Source organism: Sphingomonas sp. KR3-1 (assembly GCF_040049295.1).
In the GTDB taxonomy this organism is placed as follows: domain Bacteria; phylum Pseudomonadota; class Alphaproteobacteria; order Sphingomonadales; family Sphingomonadaceae; genus Sphingomonas.
The window spans coordinates 286,580-312,202 of the sequence record NZ_JBDZDQ010000001.1 but is presented as its reverse complement, the minus strand read 5'-3'; the positions used below and the strand labels follow the sequence as shown (position 1 = coordinate 312,202).

Annotated in this window: 27 protein-coding genes; 9 read left to right on the top strand and 18 right to left on the bottom strand. The window is 67.6% G+C overall.

Annotation, left to right across the window (positions count from 1 at the left end; all coding sequences use genetic code 11):
* Positions 1-309 precede the first annotated feature (309 nt).
* Positions 310-1,155, bottom strand: coding sequence for an SDR family oxidoreductase (locus ABLE38_RS01700; protein ID WP_348972436.1), 846 nt, complete (start codon positions 1,153-1,155; stop codon positions 310-312).
* Between the two features lie 78 nt (positions 1,156-1,233).
* Here ABLE38_RS01700 and ABLE38_RS01695 point away from each other — a divergent pair, with 78 nt between their 5' ends.
* Positions 1,234-1,626 (top strand): helix-turn-helix domain-containing protein, encoded by a 393-nt coding sequence (locus ABLE38_RS01695; RefSeq protein WP_348972435.1) that lies wholly within the window; start codon positions 1,234-1,236, stop codon positions 1,624-1,626.
* A gap of 117 nt (positions 1,627-1,743) precedes the next feature.
* Here ABLE38_RS01695 and ABLE38_RS01690 read toward each other — a convergent pair whose 3' ends face one another.
* The 5 genes from ABLE38_RS01690 to ABLE38_RS01670 form a co-directional block, all read right to left on the bottom strand.
* Complete coding sequence (locus ABLE38_RS01690; RefSeq protein ID WP_348972434.1) at positions 1,744-3,117, bottom strand: class I SAM-dependent methyltransferase; 1,374 nt, start codon at positions 3,115-3,117, stop codon at positions 1,744-1,746.
* Positions 3,118-3,210: 93 nt separating this feature from the next.
* Positions 3,211-4,614 carry a methyl-accepting chemotaxis protein gene (locus tag ABLE38_RS01685; protein WP_348972433.1) on the bottom strand — a complete coding sequence of 468 codons (1,404 nt, stop codon included), beginning with the start codon at positions 4,612-4,614 and terminating at the stop codon, positions 3,211-3,213.
* Between the two features lie 238 nt (positions 4,615-4,852).
* The gene (locus ABLE38_RS01680) at positions 4,853-6,016 is read right to left on the bottom strand and encodes an NAD(P)/FAD-dependent oxidoreductase (RefSeq protein WP_348974434.1); all 1,164 of its coding nucleotides are present in this window, start codon (positions 6,014-6,016) and stop codon (positions 4,853-4,855) included.
* Positions 6,017-6,178: 162 nt separating this feature from the next.
* The gene (locus ABLE38_RS01675; protein ID WP_348972432.1) at positions 6,179-6,358 is read right to left on the bottom strand and encodes a hypothetical protein; all 180 of its coding nucleotides are present in this window, start codon (positions 6,356-6,358) and stop codon (positions 6,179-6,181) included.
* Between the two features lie 87 nt (positions 6,359-6,445).
* Positions 6,446-6,703: an SWIB/MDM2 domain-containing protein gene (locus ABLE38_RS01670; protein WP_348972431.1), complete on the bottom strand. Its 258-nt coding sequence runs from the start codon at positions 6,701-6,703 to the stop codon at positions 6,446-6,448.
* A 283-nt stretch (positions 6,704-6,986) separates the two neighbouring features.
* Here ABLE38_RS01670 and ABLE38_RS01665 point away from each other — a divergent pair, with 283 nt between their 5' ends.
* Positions 6,987-7,208, top strand: coding sequence for a hypothetical protein (locus tag ABLE38_RS01665; RefSeq protein ID WP_348972430.1), 222 nt, complete (start codon positions 6,987-6,989; stop codon positions 7,206-7,208).
* Positions 7,209-7,214: 6 nt separating this feature from the next.
* Here the strand turns inward: ABLE38_RS01665 and ABLE38_RS01660 are convergent, their stop codons facing one another.
* The gene (locus ABLE38_RS01660; protein ID WP_348972429.1) at positions 7,215-7,607 is read right to left on the bottom strand and encodes a BLUF domain-containing protein; all 393 of its coding nucleotides are present in this window, start codon (positions 7,605-7,607) and stop codon (positions 7,215-7,217) included.
* Positions 7,608-7,840: 233 nt separating this feature from the next.
* Between ABLE38_RS01660 and leuA the strand changes: the two genes are divergently transcribed.
* Both leuA and ABLE38_RS01650 read left to right on the top strand, forming a co-directional pair.
* Positions 7,841-9,499, top strand: coding sequence for a 2-isopropylmalate synthase (leuA, locus tag ABLE38_RS01655; protein ID WP_348972428.1), 1,659 nt, complete (start codon positions 7,841-7,843; stop codon positions 9,497-9,499).
* Between the two features lie 87 nt (positions 9,500-9,586).
* Entirely contained in the window at positions 9,587-10,753 is a 1,167-nt protein-coding gene (locus tag ABLE38_RS01650) for a GGDEF domain-containing protein (protein ID WP_348972427.1), read from the top strand.
* 4 nt (positions 10,754-10,757) lie between these two features.
* On the opposite strand, the gene ABLE38_RS01645 is transcribed toward ABLE38_RS01650, so the two are convergent.
* Genes ABLE38_RS01645 through folE form a run of 3 tightly spaced genes read right to left on the bottom strand, consistent with a single transcriptional unit; the run spans position 10,758 to position 12,485 of the window.
* A complete protein-coding gene (locus tag ABLE38_RS01645) occupies positions 10,758-11,108 on the bottom strand; it encodes a dihydroneopterin aldolase (protein ID WP_348972426.1) in 351 nt (116 codons plus the stop codon).
* Positions 11,101-11,865, bottom strand: coding sequence for an SDR family oxidoreductase (locus ABLE38_RS01640; RefSeq protein ID WP_348972425.1), 765 nt, complete (start codon positions 11,863-11,865; stop codon positions 11,101-11,103). Before ABLE38_RS01640 ends, ABLE38_RS01645 begins: the two co-directional genes overlap by 8 nt.
* Complete coding sequence (gene folE / locus ABLE38_RS01635; protein WP_348972424.1) at positions 11,865-12,485, bottom strand: GTP cyclohydrolase I FolE; 621 nt, start codon at positions 12,483-12,485, stop codon at positions 11,865-11,867. Before folE ends, ABLE38_RS01640 begins: the two co-directional genes overlap by 1 nt.
* Positions 12,486-12,714: 229 nt before the next feature.
* Between folE and ABLE38_RS01630 the strand changes: the two genes are divergently transcribed.
* Positions 12,715-15,405, top strand: coding sequence for a TonB-dependent receptor (locus ABLE38_RS01630; protein WP_348972423.1), 2,691 nt, complete (start codon positions 12,715-12,717; stop codon positions 15,403-15,405).
* 88 nt (positions 15,406-15,493) lie between these two features.
* Here the strand turns inward: ABLE38_RS01630 and ABLE38_RS01625 are convergent, their stop codons facing one another.
* On the bottom strand, positions 15,494-16,096 hold the full coding sequence (locus ABLE38_RS01625) for a TMEM175 family protein (protein ID WP_348972422.1): 603 nt from the start codon (positions 16,094-16,096) through the stop codon (positions 15,494-15,496).
* A 164-nt stretch (positions 16,097-16,260) separates the two neighbouring features.
* Between ABLE38_RS01625 and ABLE38_RS01620 the strand changes: the two genes are divergently transcribed.
* Positions 16,261-16,401 (top strand): hypothetical protein, encoded by a 141-nt coding sequence (locus ABLE38_RS01620; RefSeq protein WP_348972421.1) that lies wholly within the window; start codon positions 16,261-16,263, stop codon positions 16,399-16,401.
* Between the two features lie 36 nt (positions 16,402-16,437).
* Here the strand turns inward: ABLE38_RS01620 and ilvC are convergent, their stop codons facing one another.
* From ilvC to miaA, 4 genes are all read right to left on the bottom strand, one after another.
* The gene (gene ilvC / locus ABLE38_RS01615; protein ID WP_348972420.1) at positions 16,438-17,457 is read right to left on the bottom strand and encodes a ketol-acid reductoisomerase; all 1,020 of its coding nucleotides are present in this window, start codon (positions 17,455-17,457) and stop codon (positions 16,438-16,440) included.
* Positions 17,458-17,534: 77 nt separating this feature from the next.
* Positions 17,535-18,050, bottom strand: coding sequence for an acetolactate synthase small subunit (gene ilvN, locus ABLE38_RS01610; protein WP_348972419.1), 516 nt, complete (start codon positions 18,048-18,050; stop codon positions 17,535-17,537).
* Positions 18,051-18,054: 4 nt separating this feature from the next.
* Entirely contained in the window at positions 18,055-19,803 is a 1,749-nt protein-coding gene (locus tag ABLE38_RS01605; RefSeq protein ID WP_348972418.1) for an acetolactate synthase 3 large subunit, read from the bottom strand.
* 80 nt (positions 19,804-19,883) lie between these two features.
* Entirely contained in the window at positions 19,884-20,813 is a 930-nt protein-coding gene (gene miaA, locus ABLE38_RS01600; protein WP_348972417.1) for a tRNA (adenosine(37)-N6)-dimethylallyltransferase MiaA, read from the bottom strand.
* On the opposite strand from miaA, the gene serB reads away from it, so the two are divergent.
* Positions 20,806-21,684: a phosphoserine phosphatase SerB gene (serB, locus tag ABLE38_RS01595; RefSeq protein ID WP_348972416.1), complete on the top strand. Its 879-nt coding sequence runs from the start codon at positions 20,806-20,808 to the stop codon at positions 21,682-21,684. The genes miaA and serB overlap by 8 nt on opposite strands.
* Before the next feature lie 178 nt (positions 21,685-21,862).
* Here serB and ABLE38_RS01590 read toward each other — a convergent pair whose 3' ends face one another.
* The 3 genes from ABLE38_RS01590 to ABLE38_RS01580 all read right to left on the bottom strand — a co-directional run bounded on the left by ABLE38_RS01590 (position 21,863) and on the right by ABLE38_RS01580 (position 24,165).
* Positions 21,863-22,273: a DUF559 domain-containing protein gene (locus ABLE38_RS01590; RefSeq protein WP_348972415.1), complete on the bottom strand. Its 411-nt coding sequence runs from the start codon at positions 22,271-22,273 to the stop codon at positions 21,863-21,865.
* 100 nt (positions 22,274-22,373) lie between these two features.
* On the bottom strand, positions 22,374-23,171 hold the full coding sequence (locus ABLE38_RS01585) for a MipA/OmpV family protein (RefSeq protein WP_348972414.1): 798 nt from the start codon (positions 23,169-23,171) through the stop codon (positions 22,374-22,376).
* 55 nt (positions 23,172-23,226) lie between these two features.
* On the bottom strand, positions 23,227-24,165 hold the full coding sequence (locus ABLE38_RS01580; protein ID WP_348972413.1) for an SPOR domain-containing protein: 939 nt from the start codon (positions 24,163-24,165) through the stop codon (positions 23,227-23,229).
* A 176-nt stretch (positions 24,166-24,341) separates the two neighbouring features.
* Between ABLE38_RS01580 and ABLE38_RS01575 the strand changes: the two genes are divergently transcribed.
* On the top strand, positions 24,342-25,052 hold the full coding sequence (locus ABLE38_RS01575) for a ParA family protein (RefSeq protein WP_348972412.1): 711 nt from the start codon (positions 24,342-24,344) through the stop codon (positions 25,050-25,052).
* Positions 25,052-25,621, top strand: coding sequence for a hypothetical protein (locus ABLE38_RS01570; protein ID WP_348972411.1), 570 nt, complete (start codon positions 25,052-25,054; stop codon positions 25,619-25,621). The genes ABLE38_RS01575 and ABLE38_RS01570 overlap by 1 nt, the downstream gene beginning before the upstream one ends.
* Positions 25,622-25,623 lie beyond the last annotated feature (2 nt).

The following is a 25,623-nucleotide window of genomic DNA, read 5'->3' as shown; positions in this document are numbered from 1 at the left end:
GCGTGGCTTTGTGTCGTTCAACCGAGTGGTTGAGCAACTAAATGGCGGATTTTCGAGGTTTTTGGTTGGGGGCTGCAAATTCCCCGCATCGAAAATGTTGATTCTCTTGAATCGCATATGCGTGCGCGGGGCAAGAGAGTCGGGCCGGACGTGCATCTGCAAGCATAGATCAGATCAAATCCTACATTGCCAGTTCTTCTTTCCCCGGCGAAAGCCGGGGCCTGCTGCGATGCCTTTCGCAAGTTTCCCGCCTCTCCAGTCAGCCCGAAACTGGGCCCCAGCCTTCGCCGGGGACCAGCTTGGCCCGATCTAGCCGATCAGCGCCTTCACGCCGTCTGCCAGGCTGGTCGTCGGGTGGCCGATCAGCTTCGACAGCGTCCCGCCATCTTCGAACAGCTCGCCGTTCGCGATGTCGCCGTCCCAGCCGGCGAGCATCTCGGCGAACGGGGCGGGGACGCCGGCGCCGGTGAGCGCGGCGGCGTAATCGGCGGCGGCGAGGTTGTTGTACGCAATGTCGCGGCCTGTCTGGCGCGAGAGCTCGGCGGCGAGGTCGGCGAGGGTGAAGGCGGTGTCGCCGGCCAGTTCATAGACCTTGCCGTCATGCCCGGTGCCGAGCAGCACCGCGACGGCGGCATCGGCATAGTCGGCGCGGGCGGCGGCGGCGATGCGGCCTTGGCCGGCCGCACCGATCAGCGCGCCATGCGCGAGCGCGCCCTGCACCGAGGCGGCGTAATTCTCAAGATACCAGCCGTTGCGCAGGAAGGTGAAGGGAATGCCCGAGGCCGCGATCAGCCGCTCGGTCGCGCGATGCTCGGTGCCGAGGCTGAGCGTGGTCGTGTCGGCGCGCAGCAGGCTGGTATAGACGATGCGCGCGACGCCGGCCGCCTTGGCTGCGTCGACAATCGCCGCGTGCTGGGCCTCGCGCTTGCCGACTTCGCTGCCCGAGATCAGCAACAGCGTGTCGATGCCGGCGAGCGCGGGGGCGAGGGTCTCGGGCCGGTCATAGTCGAAGGCGCGCGCCTCGATGCCGAGATCCGCTGCCTTTTCGGGGGCGCGGGCGAGCGCGACGAGCTGGTCGGCGGGCAGGCGCTGCTTGAGCTTGTCGATGACGATGCGGCCGAGCTGGCCGGTGGCTCCGGTGATGGCGATGGTCATTGGGTCCGTTCTTCGTGGTGACGGACAGCGAGATATGGGCCTTGCTTACTTATCGTAAGTACATACATTCGGGTAAGTATGGAAAACCCTCTCGAGCCCTTTTCGACCCGCGTGCGCCGCGGCGACCTGATGGAACCGGGCTGTCCGTCGCGCGAGATATTGAAGCACGTCACCAGCCAATGGGGCGTGCTGATCCTGATCGTGCTGGAAAGCGGCACGCACCGCTTCAGCGAGCTCCGCCGCAAGGTGGGCGGGGTGAGCGAGCGGATGCTGGCGCAGACGCTGCAATGGCTGGAAGGCGACGGGCTGGTCGACCGGGTCGCCTATCCGGTGGTGCCGCCGCATGTGGAGTACAGCCTGACCCCGATGGGGCGCGAGGCCGCGGCGCATGTCCGCGGGCTGGCGGACTGGATCGAGGCGAGCATGCCGGCGATCGGCGCGGCCCGGGCGGCGCGGTTGGCGGCGGAGTAGGGCTAGCCACATTCCGTCACCCCCGCGCAGGCGGGGATCCAGGGTAACAGAGCGGCGTCCTTCCTGACTCTGGATCCCGCCTGCGCGGGGATGACGTTTCGGATTGGGCGACGGAAGTCAGGCCACACCCAGCCCCTGCCAGTGCGCGGCCGGCGTGCCTGCGCGGAACGCCTGCAACTCCGCCTCGCTCGCGGGAATGGCCGAGCCGAGCGCCGGCGCGGCGAGGTAGCGGTACGGCGCGCCTTGCCCCGCCGCGTGGGCGATTACGGCATTGAAGCGGTGTGCGGCTGCGTTGTCGCTTGTCTCCGACGCCAGCCCGAGCACGCCGGCATGGAGCAGCAGGACCAGCAGCTGGCGGACGCTGGCCGCGCCCTGTTCGGCGAGGCTGGGCAGGCCGGCGAGCTGGTCGATCGCTTGCGGGCCGTCGCCAAGCGCCTGGAGGATTCCGGCAAATGCTGGATATTGCAGCGCGATCTCGCCAAACGCCGCGTCGATCTTGACCGTGCCGCCGGGCGCGGGCGGGGCGAGGAGGCGCAGGCGCGTCTGCCCCAGCGACTGCGGCGCGGGCGCATCGTCTCCGCGGCGGAACAGGTCGCGGCGGAAGCTCTGGTTGATCGTGAAGTCCTGCACGTCCTGGCGCAGCGGCGCGTCGGGCTGGTCGAGGATTGCCTGGCGCAGCGGTGGCGGCAGGATGGCGGGGAGCATCGTCTCAGCCAGCGTCGTGGTGCCGGCAAAGGCGAGGCCGGCGGGCGCCAGCTCGCGCGCGACCTCGGAATGCCAGAAGGGCTGCCAATGCGCGTGGAGATATTCCTGGACGAGATAGCCGGTGTCGCGCGCCTTGACCGCGTCGAGCCGCGCCGCAAGGCCGGGCAGAATCCGGAAGGTCGCGGCGCCGCCGGCGCGCAGCCGCTCGAACAGGGCGATCGACTGGGCGAACACCGCGTCGCCGCTGTTGCCGGTGGTCTCCTTGATGCGCTGGCTGACGTGCTGGAAGGGCATGGTGGCGAGCCAGCCGGGATGCGCGTTGTAGCCGGCATAGACCAGGCTGCCGGCATGGGTGGCGTGGCCGATGCAGGCGATCACCGCGGCGCGCACCTGCGGCGGCACCCAGCTGAGCACGCCGTGGAGCGCCACATAGTCGAAGCTGCCGAAATCGGCCGGCCATTCGGCGGCGAGGTCGAGAAAGTCTGCCTGGACGAAGCGGAGATTGGCCAGCCCCGCCTCGGCGGCGAGGCGCTGGGCGTGGGCGGCATGCTCCGGGTGGAAATCGACGCCGACGAATTCGCCCTGCGGATTGGCGGCGGCGAGCAGGCAGAGGCCGAAGCCCTGGCCGGCACCGAGCTCGAGATAGCGGAACGGCGCGGCGGGCGTGGTGCGCGGCGCGGGCTGGCCGGCCAGGCGCGCGGCGAGATCGAGCCAGTCGGGCGCCATCTCGCGGTAGAAGCCGTGGGTATAGCCCACGGAGATATCGTAGCCGTGCGTCTCGTGCATGCGCGCCCCTCGCAAAGGAGAGGCGGTAGGCGGGTTTCGCTACGGAATGATGTCAGGGGCGCGCTGGCTGACGGCAGCGCGCCCCTGATCCGATCAGAAGGAGGCCCATTCCTCCGCGGCCGGGCGGGCAGCCATCGGGCGCGGCGCGGCGAGCGGCTTGACCGGCGAGACATAGGCGGCCGGGGCGGCGGCGCGGGGCTTGGCAGGGCGCGTCGGCAGGTTGCGGACCGCGGTGCCGACATCGAACTGCGATGCCTGCTCGCCGAGTGCGATGACTTCGCCGGCCAGGTTGCGGGCGGCAGCCGAGGTTTCCTCGACCATCGCGGCGTTCTGCTGCGTGCCCTGGTCCATCATGTTGATCGCGGCGCTGATCTCGCTGATCGCAGTGGCCTGGGCCTGGTTGTCGCCCGCCATCTGGCCGAGCAACGTGTGCACTTCGCTGACGTCGCCCGAGATGTTGGCGAGCGCGCCGTCGACCTTCTCGACCATCTCCACCGCGGCGACGATGTCGGTCTGGGTGGTGGTGAGCTGGTCGCGGGCGCGGCCGGCTTCTTCCTCGGCACGCATGGCGAGGGCGGAGACGAGGTCGGCGACGACCGCGAAGCCGCGGCCCGCTTCGCCGGCGCGGCCGGCTTCGACCGCCGCGTTCATCGCGAGAACCCGGGTCTGGAAGGCGATCTTGTCGAGGCCCTCGATTACGCTGTCGATGCCCTTGGCGCTGTCCGCCACGCGAGTCATCGCCTGCACGGCTTCCTCGGCGATCGCGCGGCCGCCCGAGACGGTGGCGATGGCGCCGTCGGCACGCTCGACGGTGCGGCCGGCGGCCTTGGCAGTGGCCTTGAGGCGCTGGTCCATCTGGGCGACGGCGGCGGAGGTCTCCTCCAGGCTGGCGGCATTGGCTTCGGTGCGGCGGGCCAGATCCTCGGAGGCCTGGGCGATCTCGCTCGAGCCGGTCTGGATCGTCTGGGTGCTTTCCATCACCGATCCGATAAGCCCGCGCAGCGAGACGAGCGCGGCGTTGAAGTTGGTGCGCAGCTCCGCATAGCCGGCGGGGAAGTCCGCGCCGATCTCGGCGGTGAGGTCGCCCTGGGTGAGGCGCTCGAGGCTGGTGCCGAGGCCGGTGACCGCGACCGATTGTTCCTCGGCCTGGCGGGCCTGCTCGACCGCGTTGTCGCGGAAGGTCAGCATCGCCTTGGTCATGCGGCCGACGCAGTCCTTGTATTCGGTGAACTGGATCGCGCTGGTGAGGTCGCCCGCGGCCAGGCCCTCCATGCGCACCACGGTGGTGACATAGGGGTCGGCGATCGCGCGGTGATAGCGGGTGCACTGGAAGGCGGCGGCGCCGAGTACCAGTGCGACGAGGGGCAGCGCCACCATCAGCGGCGCGAGAAGGGCGATGAGTGCGACGAGCGCCATCGCGCCGATCAGCGAGCTGAAGGCGATGCGCAGCTTGAGACGAATGGGGGCGTCAGCCTGGAACCAATGCATGGAAGTCATCCTGAAGATGGCTCCAGGAAGGTGCGACCCCCGAAGCCCGTTTGTTGGCAGTGGCCCCGCCGCACCGAGATGCAGTGGGGTTGCTTCCTTTTTAGGCGACATGATGCAGAAACATTCGCAAATCTGCGAAATTCAATACGTGAAACTACTGTAATGTCCGTGCCATATTGGGGGCAAACTGGTATCGGACGTTACGGAAGCTGCGCGCTTGGCTGGCAAATGCCGGATTAACCCTGCGCTAGAGCGCCAGTCCGGCGGCCCGTCCACTGGCCCAGGCCCATTGAAAATTATAGCCGCCGAGCCAGCCGGTGACGTCCACCGCCTCGCCGATCGCATGGAATCCGGGCAGCTTGCGCGCTTCCATCGTCTGCGAACTCAGCTCGGCGGTGCTGATCCCGCCAACGGTGACCTCGGCCTTGGCATAGCCTTCGGTGCCGTTGGGGGTGAAACGCCAGTCGGCCAGCCGGCGCGCGGCGTCGTCGAGCGCGCGGTCGGGCGTGTTGGCGAGCTCGGTGGCGAGCGCGAGCTTCTCGGCGAGCGCATCGGCGAGGCGGCCGGGCAGCGCCTCGCCGAGCAGCTTGCGCAGCGTGACGCGCGGCCGCGCGCGCTTGGCGGCGGTGAGCCAGCCGGGGGTGGCATCGGGGAGGAAATCGATCCCGATGCTCTCGCCGTGGCGCCAATAGCTGGAAACCTGGAGGATCGCCGGCCCCGACAGGCCGCGATGGGTGAACAGCGCGGCCTCGCGGAAGGCTGCCTTGCCGGCGCGGGCCATGACGTCGGTGGAGACGCCAGAGAGCTCGCGGAACAACGCTTCCTCGCCGCTGAGCGTTAGCGGGACGAGGGCGGGGCGGGGCTCGACCACCTTGAGTCCGAAGCGGCGGGCAAGGTCGTAGGCGAAGCCGGTGGCGCCCATCTTGGGGATCGAGGGGCCGCCGGTGGCTAGGACCAAAGCGGGCGCCTCGGCGACGCGCTTGCCGCAGGTGACGCGGAAACGGGCATCGGCATGCTCGACCTGGGGGCTGTCGCCGAGCCAGAGCTCGACGCCGCCGCGATCGCATTCGTCCAGCAGCATGTCGACGATCTGGCGCGCGGAGCCGTCGCAGAAGAGCTGGCCGAGCGTCTTCTCGTGCCAGGCAATGCCGTGGCGCTCGACCAGGTCGAGGAAATCCTGCGCGGTGTAGCGGCCGAGCGCGGACTTCATGAAATGCGGGTTCTGCGAGAGATAGCGATCCGGCGCGGTGCCGATATTGGTGAAGTTGCAGCGCCCGCCGCCGGAGATCAGGATCTTCTTGCCCGGCGCGTCGGCATGATCGACGAGCAGCACCCGGCGGCCGCGCTGGCCGGCGGTGAGCGCGCACATCAGCCCCGCGGCGCCGGCTCCCAGGATGATCGCGTCGTACATGGCGTGGCGGTTAGACGTGAAACCATCCTTCGTCACCCCGGCCTCGTGCCGGGGTCCACTGTGCCGCAGCTGCAGTGGAAGAGCCTCTTGTCCGGCACTTGCCTCCCGGTGGACCCCGGAACAAGTCCGGGGTGACGGGTGGAGGGGGCTGCCGAGCAGGTCTCAGTGCAGCTTGGCGATGCTCAGCCCGTCGAGCTTGGCGCGGTCCTTCACCGATTCCTCGCTGCGGGTCAGCGCCTTGGCGATGGCGCGCAGCGGCATGCCCTTCTTGGCGAGCGTGTGGAGCTTCTGCAGCTCGTCGGTGCGCCAGGGCTGGCGGTGGCGCTCGAACTTCTCGGCCATGTTCGGTCTCCTAAAGCAAAAGGGCGGGCCCCGTGGGGAACCCGCCCTTCGTGTTTTCAGCGGCGGGGCGCAGGGCCCCGGTCCGGCTTACTTGACGTGCTTCGCGATGTGCTTGTTCATCTCGAACATCGTCACCTTGTCGGCACCGAAGATCGGCTTGAGCGTGTCGTCAGCCAGGATCTCGCGCTTGTTGGCGGGGTTCTGGAGATTGTTCTTCTTGATGTAGTCCCACATCTTCGAAACGATCTCGCTGCGCGGCAGGGGATCGCTGCCCGTGATCTTGGCCAGCTCGGGCGAAGGGGTCACCGGCTTGGCGATACCGCCGCGTGCTTTGGTCTCGGCCATAATTCTTCTCCTGTTCCTGCCCTGGACGGGCTATGCCTTCGTGGGCGCCTGCGGCTTGTGCGAACCCTTGCACCGCATTGCGCGCCTACGATGTACCGTGGTGAGGGTGTTACGCCTCACCTGACAACCCTTTGATCGTCACAAATCGCGTCTGTCTAGAGAGCAGATGCGCCGAGATGGGCTCTGAGAGCGACATTTTGGGGATAAGTGGGGTTAAACGGCCGGTAGGAGAGGGGAAATCGCCGTGCTAAGGGGGATTTTCACGGTGAGAGGGGGAAGCGGGATGCGCGTTCTGGTGCTGGGCGGATGCCTGATTCTGGCAGGCTGTGGCGGCGGATCGACCACCGGCACCAACTATTCCGACCCGCCCCCCATGGCCGAGATCGTCGCCACGCCGAGCCCGAAGGCAAGCGATACGCCGGCCGAAGAAGTTGCGCCGACGCCGGCAGCCACGGCCGAGGACGACACGAACAGCGCAGCCGCGGCAGTCGACAACGCCAACTGACCGCGCTCAGGCGGCGCGGCGCGCCTCGGCAAAACCCTCGAACGTGGCACGGACATCGGGCGAGGCCTGGGCAACGAGCTGCGCGACGCGGGCGAGGAACAGGTCGCCATCGGCACCCGGCAGGCGATGCGCCATCGCCCAGTCGCCGAAATCGCGGTGATCGACGGTGCGGCGCGAGAGCAGCACGATCGCGCGGTGGCGGGGATCGGCCTGGATGCGCGCCAGCGCGGCTTCGACCCGATCCTCCGGGCCTTCGAGCGCCTGGAGGAAGCGCTTGCCATCCGAATAGAGCAGGCCGGTGATCCCGTCGCGGCCGTTGTTCTCGCGCGAGGTCGCCAGGATCGCGGCGCAATCGGCATCATTCGCGCGCGCGGTGCTGACATAGATAAGCTGCAACATCGATCGGTCTCCGAACCCCTCTCGAAATTTCGCCTAGGGTCAAAGCTTTAAGAAAAAGCATCCGCGGGAGGTGGACAAAATTGGCCGGCTTGGCCATGGTCCGCGCCAACATGACGAACCACGCGCTTCTTGGTCTGCGACTTATCCGCCCTTAGGGGCCGGACGCGCACGCGCACGCCCCTAAGGGCATCATTCAAGTTGCAAACCAAGTCTCCAGCCGAGAGAGAGCTGTCATGTTGCGCGATCCGAGTTCCAAATACCGTCCCTTTCCCCAGGTGAACCTGCCCGGCCGCCAATGGCCGAGCCGCACGATCACCAAGGCGCCCCGCTGGCTGTCGACCGACATGCGCGACGGCAACCAGGCGCTGATCGACCCGATGGATGCCGAGAAGAAGACCCGCTTCTTCGAGCTGCTCTGCAAGGTGGGGGTGAAGGAGATCGAAGTCGGCTTCCCGAGCGCCGGCGCCACCGAGTTCGACTTCATCTCCGGGCTGGTGCGGGACGACAAGATCCCCGACGACGTGATCGTCCAGGTGCTGACCCAGTCGCGCCAGGACCTCATCGAGACCAGCTTCCAGAGCCTGAAGGGCGCGAAGAAGGCGATCGTCCACCTCTATAACGCCGTGTCGCCCGCCTGGCGCCGTATCGTGTTCGGGATGAGCCGCGAGGAGATCAAGGCGATCGCGGTGGCCGGTGCCAAGGTGCTGCGCGACGAAGCCGCCAAGCAGCCCGATACCGACTGGCATTTCGAATACAGTCCGGAGACCTTCTCGACCGCCGAGCTCGATTTCTCGGTCGAGGTCTGCGAGGCGGTGATGGACATATTGCGCCCGACCACCGAGCGCCCGCTGATCCTCAACCTGCCGGCGACGGTCGAGGCGGCGACGCCCAACATCTATGCCGACCAGATCGAATGGTTCTGCCGCAACATCCGCAGCCGCGACACGGTGGTGATCAGCCTGCACACGCATAACGACCGCGGCACCGGCGTCGCTGCGTCCGAGCTCGGCCTGCTGGCGGGCGCGGACCGCGTCGAGGGCTGCCTGTTCGGCAATGGCGAGCGCACCGGCAATGTCGACCTGGTGACGCTGGCCCTCAACATGTACACGCAAGGCGTTGATCCGGGACTGGATTTCTCGAACATCGACGAAGTGATCCAGACCGTCGAATATTGCAACGCGCTGCCCGTCCACCCGCGCCATCCCTATGCCGGCGACCTGGTGTTCACCGCCTTCTCGGGCAGCCACCAGGACGCGATCAAGAAGGGCTTCGCGGCGCAGGAAGCGCGCAACGACGAATTCTGGGACGTGCCGTACCTGCCGATCGACCCCAAGGATCTGGGCCGCGACTATGAGGCGGTGATCCGGGTGAACTCGCAATCGGGCAAGGGCGGGGTCGCGTGGGTGCTTGAGCAGGATAAGGGGCTCAAGCTGCCCAAGCGGATGCAGGCCGATTTCTCGCGTCACGTGCAGGCACTGGCCGACGAAACCAGCCGCGAGCTTAATGCCGCGGATATCTGGGGCCGCTTCGAGCAGACCTATCTGCCGGGCGACAAGGATCGCTTCGTGCTCGAGGATTATGAGGAGACCGGCGCTGCCGGCAGCCGCGTGTTCGTCGGCCGCATCGCCGTGGACGGCGAGACGCGCTCGATCTCCGGGCGCGGCAACGGCCTGATCTCGGGCGTGATCGATGCGCTTGCCGGCACCACCGGCCCGGCGCTCGACGTGGTCGACTACAGCGAGCATGCGATCGGCCACGGCGCCGATGCGCAGGCCGCCGCCTATGTCGAATGCCGCACGCCCGATGGCCGCACCGTGTTCGGCGTGGGCATCGATGCCGACATCGCCACCGCATCGGTGCGCGCGGTGCTCAGCGCGGCGAACCGGGTGTAGGCGCCGGGCCGGCCATCGGAAAAATCGAACGCAGTAAGGCTGGCGTTAACGCCTTTCGTCCCAAGCTTGGGCGGTGGGGGAACAGCGTTGATCGTCAGCCTTACAGTGGTGCATGCATGCGTCTTCGCAGCGCTGGCATTGCTCGTGGGTGCGATCCGGATCGGCCTGCGGGGCGAATCCGCGCTCTCCTGGATCGCCGCGTCGCTGCTGTGCGGCACGCTCGAGATGCTCGTCTTCTCGCTCCTCAAGGGCGGGCCGGTCGAGCATGTTGCGGTGATCGTGCTGGTGCCGGTGGCCTTTCTCTGCTTCAGCCAGGCAGTGCGCATCGCGACCGGCGGCGGCGCGCAGGACTGGCGGGTGATCGGCGCCTGTGCCGGGCTCGCCGCCTTCTCGATGCTATTGCTCGCTGCCGGTGCGCCGTTCGTCGTCATGGTGACGCCCTTCCAGTTCGCCTGCGCGCTGGGGCTGTGGGACGGGATGGCGCGGCTGCTCCGCACGCACCCGCGCGGCACGATCGACAATGCGCTGATCGCCGGGCTGGCAGTGGTCGCGCTGACCTTCCTGGCCCGCGTGCCGCTCTATCCTGCGGCATTCGGGCTGTGGGTTCCCTATGCCGTGGTCAAGGTCAGCGCGATCGAGCGCGCCATGCTGCTCACCTCGGCGCTGATGACACCGCCCTGCGTGTTCCTGCTGCTCGCGCGGATCATCGGCGGCGTGATCGCCCGCTACCGCCTGCGCGCCGAGCGCGACCACCTGACCGGGGTGCTCAACCGCCAGGCCTTCGAGCAGGTGGTGCGCGCCGAGCCGCTCAGGGGCGGCGCGGTGATCTATAGCGACATCGACCATTTCAAGCGCGTCAACGATCGCTACGGCCATCATGTCGGCGACGAAGTGATCCGGCTGTTCGCCGATGTGCTCGCCGGGACCGGCTTCAAGGTCGGGCGGCTGGGCGGCGAGGAGTTTGCGGTGTTCCTGCCGGGCAACAGCGCCGGCGACGCGGTGGGGCTGGCCGAGGTGCTGCGCATGCATTTCCATGCGATCCGCCACGATGCGCTGGCCGAGGATCACTTGCTCAGCGCCAGCTTCGGTGTGGCCGACTATGCGCCGGGCGAGCCCCCGGCCGAGGCGCTGATCCGTGCCGATGTCGCGCTCTATCGTGCCAAGGGCGAGGGGCGGAACCGCGTGGCGGTGTTCCATGCCTGGGGGATGATGCCGATAGTGCAGGCACCGCCGCGGGCGGCGGCGGCGGCCTAGGGTCCTAGCGGCTGCGGCTGACCTCGCAGCCAATCCGCGCATCGGGATAGACGTCGAGCTTCATCGAGCGGACGGTGACCTTGACCACCCGCGCATCCGCCAGGGCCAGCGCCGCGACCTGATCGCAGAGCGTTTCCTGCAGTTCGAAATGACGCGATTCCGCGAGCTTGCGGATGCCGGTTCGCAGGAAATCGTAGTCGACCACGGCATCGATCCGGTCCTCGGGCGGCGCGGTATAGCGGCAGGTCATCGCGACGTGGAGCGTCACGCGCTGCGGCGCGGCGCGCTCGTGCGCGTGGATGCCGAGGCCCATGACGACCTCGAGCCCGTCGAGCAGGATCGTGTACTCAGCCAATCGGGCGCTCCCGGCCTTCGAACATCACGTCGCCGTCGCGTGCAAGGAAACGCTGGCCGCAATCGACGAAGAGGTTCTGCCCGGTGATGCTCGGCGTGACGAGCAGCATCTCGACCGCGGCGGCAATGTCGGCCAGCGCGACCGGGCGCTGGAGCAGGTTCTGCCGCGCATGCTCGGCGAATTCCTCGGCACTCTGGTCCAGGCTCGGCAGGGTGAGGCCGGGCGAGACTGCGTTGACCCGGATGCGCGGGGCGAGGCCGCGGGCGAGCAGCTCGGTCGCGGTGGCGAGCGCGGCCTTGCTCAGCGTGTAGGTGAGGAAGTCCGGGTTGAGGTTGGCGAGCTTCTGGTCGAGCAGGTTGACCACCGCGCCCGCGTCCAGATCCGGCTGCGCCGCCAGCGCCGAGGCCAGCGCGACGGGGGCGCCGCAATTGACGCGCATATGCTGGTCGAGCATCGCGAAATCGGTGAGGGGCAGCGCGTCCCAGGCGAATTGCGAGGCGTTGTTGACCAGCCCTTCGATCGGGCCGCCCAGGCCCTGGCGCGCGGCGGCGATGAGGGCAGGGGCGGTGGCGGCATCGGCGAGCTCGCCGCAGACGATGCAGGCCGTGCCGCCCTCGGCCTCTATCTGGGCACGGAGTGCCTCGGCATCCTCGGGCGCGTTATGGTGGTGGATCGCAACCTGGTGGCCGCGCAGGGCCAGCCGGCGGGCGATTGCCGCGCCGATCCGCCGTGCGCCGCCGGTGACGAGTATCCGCATCAATAGCCCATCAGCTTGAGCACTTCCTGGCGGCTGCGCTCATCGTCGCGGAACACGCCCATCATGCGGCTGGTGACCATGCCGACGCCGGGGGTGCGCACGCCGCGCGCGGTCATGCAGCCATGCGTCGCCTCGATCACCACCGCGACGCCTTGCGGGCGAAGCCGCTCCCAGATGCAGTCCGCCACCTGTGCGGTCAGCCGCTCCTGGACCTGGAGGCGGCCGGCGAAGCCGTGGAGCACGCGGGCGAGCTTGGAGATGCCGACGACGCGGTCCTTGGGCAGGTACGCGATCGAGGCCTTGCCGGTGATCGGCGCCATGTGGTGCTCGCAGTGCGACTGGAAGGGAATGCCGTTGAGCAGGACGATATCGTCATAGCCGCCGACTTCCTCGAACACGCGGCTGAGGTGGTGCGCGGGATCCTCGCCATAGCCCTGGCAATATTCCTTCCAGGCGCGGGCGACGCGGGCGGGCGTGTCGAGCAGGCCCTCGCGCTCGGGGTCGTCGCCAGCCCAGCGGATCAGCGTGCGGATCGCATCCGAGACTTCGTCGGGCACCGGAATCTTGGCGGGCGCCGCGACGATGTCGCCATCTTCGGGGTCGTCGTGGAGATGCACCATTTTCGTCTCTTCCCAGCCGCTTGTCGGCTTTACGCTACGGCAACTGCGATTCTCGCAGAAACCGGGTGTGGCTATACTGTATCTACCCGGGAAAATTGGCTGGAATCCGCGGAGTTCCGGCCGGTATCCCCGTTGACGGGTTCAAAAATGCAGCGTTAGTTTCGCTGGCGATAAAAGCAACGCCGTGACCGGTACAAGCCGGCCGGCAGCCAAGGAGGGGATCCACCCGATGAAGAAGCTCGACCTGCTCGCGGCAACTGCGCTCACGCTGTTCCTCGCGACGCCTGCCTTCGCCCAGACCAGCACGCCGACGCCGAGCCCGACGCCCGCCCCGACGGCGGACGACCAGGGCTATCAGTCCGCCAACGAGATCGTCGTGACCGCGACGCGCCGCAACGAGACCGTGCAGGACGTGCCGATCGCGATCACCGCCATCGGTGCCGCCGAGCTGCAGAATGCCGGCGTCGACAATATCCGCGACCTCGAGCAGCTGGCGCCTTCGGTGCAGAGCTCGACCGGCCAGTCTTCGGCGACGGGCACCACCATCTATATCCGCGGCATCACCACCGGCGGCGACAACCCGGGCTTCGAGCCAGCGGTCGGCGTGTTCATCGACGGCGTGTTCCGTTCGCGTGCCGGCGTCGCCATCTCCGAGCTTCCCGAGCTGGAGCGCGTCGAAGTGCTGCGCGGCCCGCAGGGCACGCTGTTCGGCCGCAACACCTCGGCCGGCGCGCTGAGCATCTACACCGCGGCGCCGCAGTTCGAGACCCACGGCTATGTCGAGGGCAGCTACGGCAACTACAATGCATATGGCGTGAAGGGCGCGATCACCGGGCCGGTGAGCGAGGAGATCGCGCTGCGCCTCGACGGCAGCTACCGGAAGCGCGACGGCTATATCAAGGATCCGAACAGCAATCGCCGCTTCAACGACATCGACCGGTGGAACCTGCGCGGCCAGGCGCTGATCGACAGCGGCGACGTGACCTTCCGCCTGATCGGCGACTATTACGAGACCAACGAGCAGTGCTGCGGCACCGTCTCGGTCGCCCGCGGCAGCATCGCGCAGATCATCAACGGCATCGCCGCGTCGCAGGGCCGCACCGGCATCTACACCGGCGATCCGAGCGACCGCATCCAGGCCGTCTCGCCCAATCGCGACTATGGCGAGAAGGTGCGCGACTGGGGCTTCTCGAGCGAGGTCAACTGGGACCTGGGTTCGGTCAAGGCGACGTCGATCACGAGCTATCGCGACTGGCGCGCGCTGCGCAACCAGGACATCGACTTCTCGGGCATCGATCGCGCCTATCGTACCGGCTACAAGACCGAGCTGAAGGACCTCACCCAGGAAGTGCGCTTCCAGGGCTCGGCCTTTGGCGGTGCGCTCGACTGGCTGGTCGGCGGCTTCTACCTGCACGAGCAGAACAACCTGACCGACACGGTGCGCCTGGGCAATGACGGCAATCTGTTCGTCGACTCGGTGTTCAATGCGCTTGCCGGCCCGTCCTTTGGCGGCCGCGTGCAGTTCTACGGCTCGCTCGGCCCTACGGTGCCAACCCCGGGCGCGGTGTTCCTGAACCCGGCCGTGCCGAACAGCCTGGCGGCGCTGAGCGCCGTCTATGGCGCCACGCTCGCGCCGCTGGTCGGCTGCTTCCGCGCCCAGGCCGGCACGGCGCCGGCAGGGCTGTGCGTGATCCCGGGCTACAACGCGACACCGATCCCCGGGCTGGCCGCGCTCGCCGCCTCGCCGCTGCCCGCCTCCGCGCCGGGCCAGGGCAACAACAACGACAATTTCGGCGTGAAGACCGATGCCTTCGCGCTGTTCACCCACAACATCATCAACGTCAGCGACAATTTCTCGATTACGCTGGGCGCACGCTGGAACCACGAGCGCAAGGCGCTCGACGCATCGATCAACAACAACACCGGCAGCTGCACCTTCTTCAACCAGGTGCGTGCGGGCCAGCCCGCGGCGACGGCCTATGCCAACCTGCTGCGCCAGCTCGGCCTGTTCAACAACCTCTACCTGCTGAGCTGCAACCCGGCGGTGAACACCGAGTTCAACGGCCACTACACGGACAATTTCAGCGACGACAAGATCACCGGCACGGTGAAGCTCGCCTACAAGTTCTCGCCGAAGCTGCTGGCCTATGGCAGCTATGATCACGGCTACAAGTCGGGCGGCTACAATCTCGACCAGGCGACCTTCGACTCGGTGCTGCTTGGCGGCAACGGGCCGCAGGGCCGCGACCTGCGCTTCGGCGCGGAGACCAACGACGCCTTCGAGCTCGGCACCAAGTGGAGCCCGAACCGCGCCTTCTCGCTGAACGTCGCGGCGTTCTACATGAACTTCTACGGCCTGCAGTCGCTGGTGTTCTCGGGCAACAACTTCGTCGTCCAGAACGTCAACAAGAGCATCTCGAAGGGCGTCGAGCTCGAATCGACGATCCGTCCAGCAAAGGACCTGACCTTCCAGCTCGGCTACAGCTACATCAGCGCCAAATATGCCGATTCGAACAACTTCACCGGCACGCCGCTGCAGGGCCAGGAAGGCAAGCAGTTCAACAACCAGCCGAAGAACACGGTGACCGGCGCGGTGACCTGGGAGCCGCAGGTCTCGACCGGGCTCAAGGGCCTGGTGCACCTCGACTTCCGCTACAACAGCGAAGTCGACATCCCCTCGAGCAACCCCGATCCGGTGACCGGCCACACGGTGATCCGCAACGAGGGCTATGCGCTGGTCAACGGCTCGATCGGGCTGCAGTCGAACGACGGCAAGATCCGCGGCGAGGTGTATGTCGAGAACCTGACCAACACCTATTACTTCATCACCGGCTTCGCCGTGCCCGAGCAGACGGGCAATTATAACGGCTATCCGGGCTATCCGCGCTTCTATGGCGCGCGGCTGCGCTTCGGGTTCTGAGGCAAGCGCCTTCGGGCAGGAAAGGGCGCTCCGGGAAACCGGGGCGCCTCTTCTATTTTCCCCTCTCCTGCAAAGGCGGTCGAGGGAATTAATCCCCGAACAGCGCGTCGAGCGGGCTCTTGGGGAGGAACCACAGCACCGCGACCAATGCCGCGCAGGCGAGGCCGGCCCAAGGCGAGGCGAAGGTGAGGGCGATGCCGGCGACGTAGATCGCCGCGGCAAATGCGCCCTTGCGCAGCGTGCGCTGGTGATAGGATTGCGCGGCGTCGTCCTGGCGGCCGGTGCGGCGGATCACCGTCTGCAGCCAGACATAGGCGAAGCTCGGCAGCATCATCACGCACATATAGACCAGCGCCGCGTCATGGCTGAAATGCTGCTCGCCCAGATAGGCGGTGGCGAAGGGCACCAGCGACAGCGTGAAGAGCAGCGCGATGTTCGCCCAGAGCAGCGCGTTGGTGATGCGCGTGGCGTGCGAGAACATGCGGTGGTGGTTCACCCAGTAGATCGCGACATAGGCATAGCTGAGCACATAGGCCGTGAAGACCGGCCACAGCGCCCAGAGATGCTGGAGGCCATGCTCCGCGGGCGCCTTCATCTCGAGCACCATGATCGTGATGATGATCGCGATTACGCCGTCGGAGAAGGCTTCGACCCGAGTGACGCCGCCATGGCCTTCGGTGGTATCGTTCATGCTTCGCCTGCCCCTTTGGAATGCCGGGGCGACGCTAGGCGGGAAAGGCGCCTGGACCAAGCTTGGGATCAGGACTTTCCACTTACGCAGCGGCCCTGAATGGCGCGGGGGAGGGCGGCCTGCCAGATTTTACCCAGTCGCCAAGCAGCAGAACGGTCCCCGCCATGCGTATCTCGCGCTTTTTCAAGCTCCTGCGCCGTCCACGCGGAAATCGGGCGATCGCGGCACCCGCGCAGTACACCATCCCGCTTGCCCAGATCGAATATGACCCGGTGCTGGCGCAGTTCGAAAGCGAATGCGGCTGAGGCCGACGGGTTTCCCCGCCGGCCTCGCGGGTCGGCTCAGTTCTTGTCCTTGTCGACCAGCTTGTTGGCGCCGATCCACGGCATCATCGCGCGCAGCTCGCTGCCGACCTGCTCGATCTGGTGGCGCTTGGCGGCGCTGCGGCTGGCCTTGAGTTCCGGCTGGCCGGCGCGGTTGTCGAGGATGAAGTCCTTCACGAAGCGGCCCGACTGGATGTCGGCGAGGACGCGCTTCATTTCCTTCTTGGTTTCCTCGGTGATGATGCGCGGGCCGGTCTTGATGTCGCCGTACTCGGCGGTGTTCGAGATCGAGTAGCGCATGTTGGCGATGCCGCCCTCGTACATCAGGTCGACGATGAGCTTGAGCTCATGCAGGCACTCGAAATAGGCCATTTCCGGCGCGTAGCCGGCCTCGACCAGCGTCTCGAACCCGGCCTGGACCAGCGCGGTGGCGCCGCCGCAGAGCACGGCCTGCTCGCCGAACAGATCGGTCTCGCATTCCTCGCGGAAATTGGTCTCGATGATACCCGAACGGCCGCCGCCGACGCCCGAGGCATAGGCGAGCGCGACGTCATGCGCGTTGCCCGAGGCGTCCTGGTGGATCGCGATCAGGCAGGGCACGCCGCCGCCCTTCACATATTCGCCGCGCACGGTGTGGCCTGGACCCTTGGGGGCGATCATGATCACGTCGATGTCCGCCGGCACTTCGATCAGGCCGAAATGGATGTTGAGGCCGTGGGCGAAGGCAAGCGCGGCGCCGGGCTTCAGGTTGCCCTTGATATCGGCCTCGTAGATGCCGGCCTGGTGCTCGTCGGGCGCGAGGATCATCAGGATGTCCGCCCAGCCGGCGGCTTCCTTGTTGCTCATCACCTTGAAACCGGCGCCTTCGGCCTTGGCGGCGGAGGGCGAACCCGGGCGGAGCGCGATCGCGACATTCTTCACACCGCTGTCGCGCAGGTTCTGCGCGTGGGCGTGGCCCTGCGAACCATAGCCGAGGATGGCGATGTTCTTGCCGGTGATCAGGTTCAGATCGGCGTCGCGATCGTAGTAAACGCGCATTTGTTCAGTCCCACTTTCAGTTGAGCGTGCGCTTGCCGCACGAGATCCCGGCTCTCGCCGGGATGACGGTTATGATTTCAGGCCGCCTCGGCCCCTCTCGCGATCGCGACGATGCCGGTGCGGGCGACCTCGACCAGGCCGAGGTCGCGCATCAGCTCGACGAACTTGTCCAGTTTCTCGACGCCGCCGGTGACCTCGAACACGAAGCTCGAGGTCGTCGCGTCGACGACGCGGGCGCGGTAGACTTCGGCGAGGCGCAGCGCCTCGATCCGGTGGTCGCCGGTGCCCGAGACCTTCACCAGCGCCAGCTCGCGCTCGACATGCGGGCCGAAGGCGGTGAGATCGGTCACCTTGTGCACCGGCACCAGCCGCTCGAGCTGGGCGATGATCTGCTCCATCACCGGCGCCGAGGCGTGGGTGACGATGGTGATCCGGCTAATCAGGTCGTCGTCGCTGATCTCCGACACGGTGAGCGAGGAGATGTTGTAGCCCCGCGCGGTGAACAGGCCGGCGATCCGGGCGAGGATGCCCGGCTCGTTGTCGACGATGACCGCGAGCGTGTGCCGCTCGACTGCTTCTTCCTTGATATGCATGGGATCAGACCAGCGCCTTGGCTTCGTCGTCCATCTCGCCCGAGACTTCGGCCGATTGGAGCAGCATTTCGGTATGGGCGGCACCCGACGGGATCATCGGGAAGCAGTTGGCGAGCTTGGCCACGCGGCAATCGACGATCACCGGCCCGTCATAGGCGAGCATCTCGGCGATGCCGGCGTCGAGCTGGTCGCGCGTGTCGATACGGATGCCCTTCCAGCCATAGGCTTCGCCCAGCTTGACGAAGTCGGGCAGGGCGTCGCTGTAGCTCTCCGAGTAGCGCGACTGGTAGGTCAGTTCCTGCCACTGGCGGACCATGCCCATATATTCGTTGTTCAAAATGAAGATCTTGACCGGCAGGCGATACTGGGTCGCGGTGGCCAGCTCCTGGATGTTCATCTGGATCGAGGCTTCGCCGGCGATGTCGATGACCAGCGCGTCGGGATTGCCCATCTGCGCGCCGATCGCCGCCGGCAGGCCATAGCCCATCGTGCCGAGGCCGCCCGAGGTCAGCCACTTGTTGGGGTCCTCGAAGTCGAAATGCTGGGCCGCCCACATCTGGTGCTGGCCGACCTCGGTGGTGATGATCGGGGCGCGATCCCTGGTCGCCTCCCACAGCGCGCGGATGGCGCGCTGGGGCATGATGACCTTGGGGTCGGTCTCTTGGAAATCGAGGCAGCGGACCTGGCGCCAGCCGCGGATGCGGGTCCACCATTCGGACAGGTCTGGACGCGGATGCTTCCGAAGTTTGTACGTCTCGATCATCGCGCGCATCGCCGGACCGACATCGGCCACGATGGGCAGGTCGACGCGGACGTTCTTGTTGATGCTCGACCGGTCAATATCGACGTGGATCTTAGCACTGTTGGGCGAAAAGGCATCGAGCCGGCCGGTGACGCGGTCGTCGAAACGGGCACCCAGAGCGATGATCAGGTCGGCCTGGTTCATCGCCATATTGGCTTCGTAGGTGCCGTGCATCCCCAGCATTCCCAGCCACTTGTCGTCCGAAGCGGGGAAGGCGCCGAGGCCCATCAGCGTCGATGTAACAGGCGCGCCCGTTACATCCGCGAGCTGGCGGAGCAGGCGCGAGGCTTCGGGACCGGAGTTGATGATGCCGCCGCCGGTGTAGAAGATCGGGCGCTCGGCGGCGGCCAGCATGTCGACCGCCTTCTCGATCGCCGCGGCATCGGGCTCGGTCTGCGGGCGATAGGTCTTGTGCTGGATCGGCCCCTGCTCGGTGCGCCGGGCGGTGGCGACCTGGACGTCCTTGGGGATGTCGATCACGACCGGGCCGGGGCGGCCCGACGTGGCGATATAGAAGGCCTCGCGGATCGTCGGTTCGAGCCGGGCGGGATCCTTGACCAGGTAATTGTGCTTCGAGCAGTGGCGCGTGATGCCGACCGTGTCGGCTTCCTGGAACGCGTCGGTGCCGATCAGCGCGGTGGGAACCTGGCCGGTGATGACGACCATCGGGATCGAATCCATCAGCGCATCGGTGATCCCGGTGACCGCGTTGGTCGCGCCCGGGCCCGAGGTGACGAGGACGACGCCGGGCTTGCCGGTGGCGCGGGCATAGCCCTCCGCCGCGTGCGTCGCCGCCTGCTCGTGGCGGACGAGGATGTGCCTGATGCGGTCCTGCTTGAAGATCGCATCATAGATCGGAAGCACCGCGCCGCCCGGATAGCCGAACACGACTTCCACGCCGAGATCGCTCAGCGTCTCGATCAGGATGTCTGCTCCACTCTTCTCGGTCACATCGGCCTCCACATGTTGCGGTGCAGGAAACACCGCCGAAGGGCGCTGCTAGCCGCACGAAAACTACGCGTCAAGCTGATTTATAGCAACTTTGTTTCGAATCGCTCAACGAGTCTGTTTGTTTGTGTCTCATCCGTGCGCTCCCACTCCGGCGGCGGCTGGCGGCGGAACCAGGTATATTGGCGCTTGGCGTATTGCCGGGTGGCGAGCGAGCCGGCGAAATGCGCCTCGTCGAGGTTGCTTTCGCCCGCCAGCGCCAGCCCGACCTCGCGCACCCCGATCGCGCGGAGCACCGGGGCGTCGTTGGGCACGTCGGTGCGGGCGAGCAGCGCCTCGACCTCGGCCTGCGCGACCTTGACCATGTGGCGGAAGCGGCGGTCGATCCGGTCGGACAGCCAGGTCTTGTCGGGGAGCAGGATCAGCGGGGCGATGCGGACCTCGCCGGCGATCCCGCCGTGGCGCTCGGCCTGCCAATGGGCGAGCGGCTTGCCGGTGGAGCGGACGACCTCGAGCGCGCGGGCGACGCGGCTGGTGTCGGCGGGACCGAGCCGGGCGGCGGTCTCGGGATCGCGGCGGGCAAGCTCGGCATGCGCATCGGCGACCGGGAGCGCGCGGACGGCGGCGCGCACCTCGGCATCGATGTCGGGCACCGGGGCGATCCCCTCGACCAGCGTGCGCAGATACATGCCGGTGCCGCCGACCAGGATGGGCAGGCGATCGGCTTCATGCGCCTCGGCGATGGCGGCGCGGGCCTCGGCGGCCCAGCGCGCGGCGGAATAGGGGTCGGCACCGTCGACATGGCCGAACAGCCGGTGCGGCGCGCGCTTCTCCTCCTCGACATTGGGGCGGGCAGTGAGCACGCGGAGATCGGCATAGACCTGCATCGAATCCGCGTTGATCACCGTGCCGCGATGCTTTTCGGCAAGCGCGAGGGCGAGCGCGGACTTGCCGCTCGCGGTCGGCCCTGCGATGAGCGCCACCATTGGCAGATCAGGGGTTCCGATGTTCATTGCGACGCTCATAGCAGATGGCCTGACCGCTGGGCAGCTTTCCGAAGCGGCCGACCGGCTGGCAGCGGTGCAGTGCGGCCCCGGAGCGTGGCGCTGGCTGGACGAGGGACGCGCGGCGGACCTGGAATTCGCGATGCACCCCGATGCGGCGCGGGCGGCGCTGGAGGGAGCGTTTCCCGTCACCGACGTCGCGGTGCAGCCGGCCGCGGGGCGTGCGAAGACGCTGCTGATCGCGGACATGGACTCGACGATGATCACCGTCGAATGCATCGACGAGCTGGCCGACTATGCCGGGATCAAGGCACAGATCGCCGAAGTGACCGAGCGGGCGATGCGCGGCGAGCTCGACTTCGCCGAGGCGCTCGATGCGCGGGTGGCGCTGCTCAAGGGGCTTTCCGAAAGCGCGATCGCGCAGTGCCTGGCCGAGCGGGTGAAGCTGATGCCGGGGGCGAAGACGCTGGTGCAGACGATGCGCGCGCGCGGCGCGACCTGCGTGCTGGTCTCGGGCGGGTTCACCCGCTTCGCCGAGCCGGTGGGCGCGGAGATCGGCTTCCACCGCGTGATCGCCAACCGGCTGGTGATCGCGGATGGCGCGCTGGACGGGACGGTGGAGAAGCCGATCGTCGACAGCGCGACCAAGCTGGACACGCTGCTGGCGGTGCGCAGCGAGTTGGGGCTGGACGTTTCGGATACGCTGGCGGTGGGCGACGGCGCGAACGACCTGGCGATGATCCGCGAGGCGGGGCTGGGGGTGGCCTATCACGCCAAGCCGATCGTCGCGGCGGCGGCGGGCGTGCGGGTGGACCATGGGGATCTGACTGCGCTGCTCTATGCGCAGGGGATTGCGGCGGGGGAGTGGGTGGGGGGCTGAGGTTCTCCTATCTCCCCTCCCTGCAAGGGAGGGGTCGGGGGTGGGTTGCGAGCGCAGCGAGCCCAGCCAGTCGGTAGCCGAAGCAGAAAAGGCCGGGCATCGAGCCCGGCCTTTTCTAACCCACCCCTAGCCCCTCCCTTGCAGGGAGGGGAATAGAAGCGATGCGGCTTCAGCCTGATCAGTTCCAGCGTTGCTTTCTTTCTCTCCCGGCCCTCGAGGCGAGAGCCTGGGGAGGAGCGCCGCCGAGGCACTCGGCGGTTTGCGCCAGAATATATTCAACGGCGCCTTCCGGATTCGATAGCACCTCGGAATTCCAGAGGCGGATAACGCGCCACCCCCTAGTCCGGAGATAGGCTGACCGGCGTTCATCGCGGTCGGCTTCGGCGATATGCTGGCTCCCATCGAACTCGACGCCGAGTTTCGCCTGCCTGCAGGCAAGGTCGATGATAAACGGCGCCACAATATGTTGGCGCGTGAAGGCGGGACGATGGCGCGAGATCAGGCGCCAGACCGCGAGCTCCGTCTCGGTCGGGTTGTTGCGCAATTCCCGTGCGCGAGCGAGCAGCGCAGGATCGATGCGGCGAAGCATTGTGCAAGCGTAGCCCGGCTTTGCTTCGCTCGCCAATCCACCCCTAACCCCTAACCCCTCCCTTTCAGGGAGGGGAATAGAAGAGGCGTTATGCGCTATTTCAGCGCACGCCCTTGCCGAAGGTGAAGCTCAGCGCGGCGCCGCCGGAGAGCTGGTTGCGGCTGCCGATTGCCCGGGTGATCGGGGAGGCGGCGCCGTCGCCGGTCAGGCGGTCGTACTTGGCATAGGCGTAGACGCCCCAGTGCTCGCTGAACTGGAAGGTCGTGGTCGCGCTGGCGCCGTACGCCTGCACCCAGCTGCCATCGGCCCGGTAGACCGACAGGCCGGTGCGCGCCGCGACGACGGGGGTGACGCCGAAATAGGCCTCGCGATACTTGTTGTTGGTCAGCGTGACGCGCGGGCCGATCGCGAACAGCCATTTGTCGCCGTCGCGCGCGACATAGTCGAAGCCGGCATCGCTGATCAGGCCCTTGTGGCCGTTGACGCCCTGGCGCAGCTCGGCGCGGACGCGCAGCGGCTTGGCCAGCCAATATTGCATATAGCCGCCGAGCTCGGCGGTGAAGCCGACCTCGTTGACGGCGATGCGCGTGGTCTCGCGGCGGCGGGCGCCCTGGAAATTGGCGACGGCACCGATCTGGAAGCCGCTATCGTCGAGCATCGGCACTTCGAAGCTCTCGTCCGCCGCCTCGAAGACGAAGGGCTTGTCGCCGCGGCTGATGGCGAGATCGACCAGCGGGCTCAGCCGGAGCTTGTCCTCGCCGGGATAGCTGGGCGTGAATTGCGGGCCGAGCGAGACGCGGTAACGGCGCGGCGGCTTGCTGTCGTCCTGCGCCTCCTGGGCGTGGGCGGGCAGGGTGAGGGCGAGCAGCGGCGCGAGCGCCAGGATCCGGATCATCATGGTCGAACGCCGTTAGATCGGTTTTGTTGCAGGTGCGATATAAATTGCGCCGCGCTTATTGGCTCACCGGCACGCAGGGGCTCACCCCGCGACAGGCGCCCGAGGCCTCGGCGCGGCTGGCATAGGGGCCGACCAGCACCTTGGTGAGGCTGCCCGACTTCACATAGCTGACCGAGCGGCCCGGGAAGCGGCCGCCGAGCTGGCTCCATAGCTTGCGGGCATTGCCGGGGTCGCCGAACGCGCCGAGCTGGAGGCGCCAGCCGCCGTCGCGGACCGCGGCGGCAGGCGCGGCGGCGGCGACCTTGACCGGTGCGGGCACCTGGACGGCCGGCACCGTCACGACCCGCGGCGGCTTGCGGACGGGGGGATTGCTGCTCGCCACTTCCGCCGGCGGCGGGTTGCTGCCTGGCAGCGGCGCGCGGTTCGCCTCTTCCTCGTACTTGCGCGCGAGAGTGAGGCCGGCCTGGCGGTCCTGCACCGACATGTATTTGTCCATCTGGGCGAGCGCGGTCGACGCCTCGCCCAGGCCCGACTGCGAGGAGCGGGTGACCAGCGCATAGGCGCGTACCCAGTCCTTCTGGACGATGTCGCCGTTGAAATACATCGTGCCGAGCACATACTGCGCCCGCGGATCGCCGCGGCCGGCAGCGCGCTGGAGCCAGGGCGCGGCGGCATCGCGCTTGCCGTTGGCGAAGAGCGCGAGGGCATAGCTCGCCTCGGCCTGCTCATGGCCCTGGGCGGCGGCCTTGCCGTACCAGAGCTCGGCCTGGTTGAGGTCGGCGGGGACGCCGCGGCCGAGCTTGTAGGCCTGGCCGAGATTGAACTGCGCGTCGGAATCGCCCTTCATCGCCGGCGCGCGCCAGCGATCGACGGCGGCCTTGTAGTCCCCGCGCTCCCACGCCTCGACCCCGGCCTTGACCGGGTTTTCCTGCGCAAGCGCAGGCGGCATGGCGAGGACCATCCCGGCAGCAATCATGACACCGACGAACTTCATGCGATCCCGACTCCCGCCCCCGCAAGATTGGATAAATGCCCATTTACCATCGTTGGGGAAAGAAATCCTTACTCCAGGAGAAATGCGTAGCGTCCCGTGGCGACACGCACGTTAACCTCTTCTTAGACGCCGGCATGGCATTGCTCCCTCGGGTTTCTGGTATTTCGAGGGGGTTCATGCGCGTTCTGGCGATGGCATCGCAGAAGGGTGGGTCCGGCAAGACGACCTTGTCCGGCCACCTCGCTGTGCAGGCGGAGCGAGCGGGCTGCGGCCCGGTCGTGCTGATCGACATCGATCCCCAGGGGTCGCTGGCCGACTGGTGGAACGAGCGCGAGACGGACCTTCCCGCCTTCGCGCAGACCACGGTCGCGCGGCTGGCATCGGACCTCGAGATCCTGCGCCAGCAGGGCTTCAAGCTGGCCGTGATCGACACGCCGCCGGCCATCACCATGGCGATCCAGAGCGTGATCGCGGTGGCCGAGCTGATCGTCGTCCCGACGCGCCCGAGCCCGCATGACCTGCGCGCCGTGGGCGCCACGGTCGACCTGTGCGAGCGCGCCGGCAAGCCGCTGATCTTCGTCGTCAACGGCGCGACGCCCAAGGCGCGGATCACCAGCGAGGCCGCAGTGGCGCTGTCGCAGCACGGCACCGTCGCGCCGATCACGCTGCACCACCGCACCGATTTCGCCGCATCGATGATCGACGGCCGCACCGTGATGGAAACCGACCCGAAGGGCCGCTCGGCCGCCGAGGTCGAGGCGCTGTGGACCTATATCAACGACCGGCTCGAGAAGAACTTCCGCCGCACGGTGTTCGCACCGCCTTCGGTCAATCACTTCGGCGCAGGCCGTGCAGCGGGTGGCTTTGGCCGCCGGGTGGTGAGCTGATGCTCGGCACCCCCAAGCCCGCCGCGTCGCTTTCGTCCAGCCTGCTCGCCCGCAAGGGCCAGGCGCGCCCGGCGATGCGCCCCCAGGGGTTCGTCGGGATGAACCCGGCGACCGCCCAGGACGATCTCGGCTGGAACGACATGGGCGATGATGGCTTCGCCCAGCAGTTCACCCCCGAACAGGCAGCCGCCGCGGCCAAGCCGCCGGTGCTGCGCCAGATCGAGGCGCTCGACGAGCGGCTGAGCCAGAGCGAGCCGCCGGTGATCGAGCATGTCGCCGAGGCGCTCGCCCCGGAGACGCTGGTCACCGCGCCGGCCCCGACCGTCGCCCCGCGCCTCGCGCTGGGCCAGGCGGCCGTGGAGCGCGTCGCCCGCGAAGTGGCGAAGAAGCCCAAGGCGGCGTTCACGCTCCGCCTCGACAACGACCGGCATTTGCGACTGCGCCTCGCATCCGCCGTCACCAACCGTTCGGCGCAGATGCTGGTTACCGAGGCGCTCGACGCCTTTCTCGAATCGCTGGGCGAGATCGAGGCGCTTGCGCGCCAGGTCGGCCCCGCGGTGCACCGCTGAGG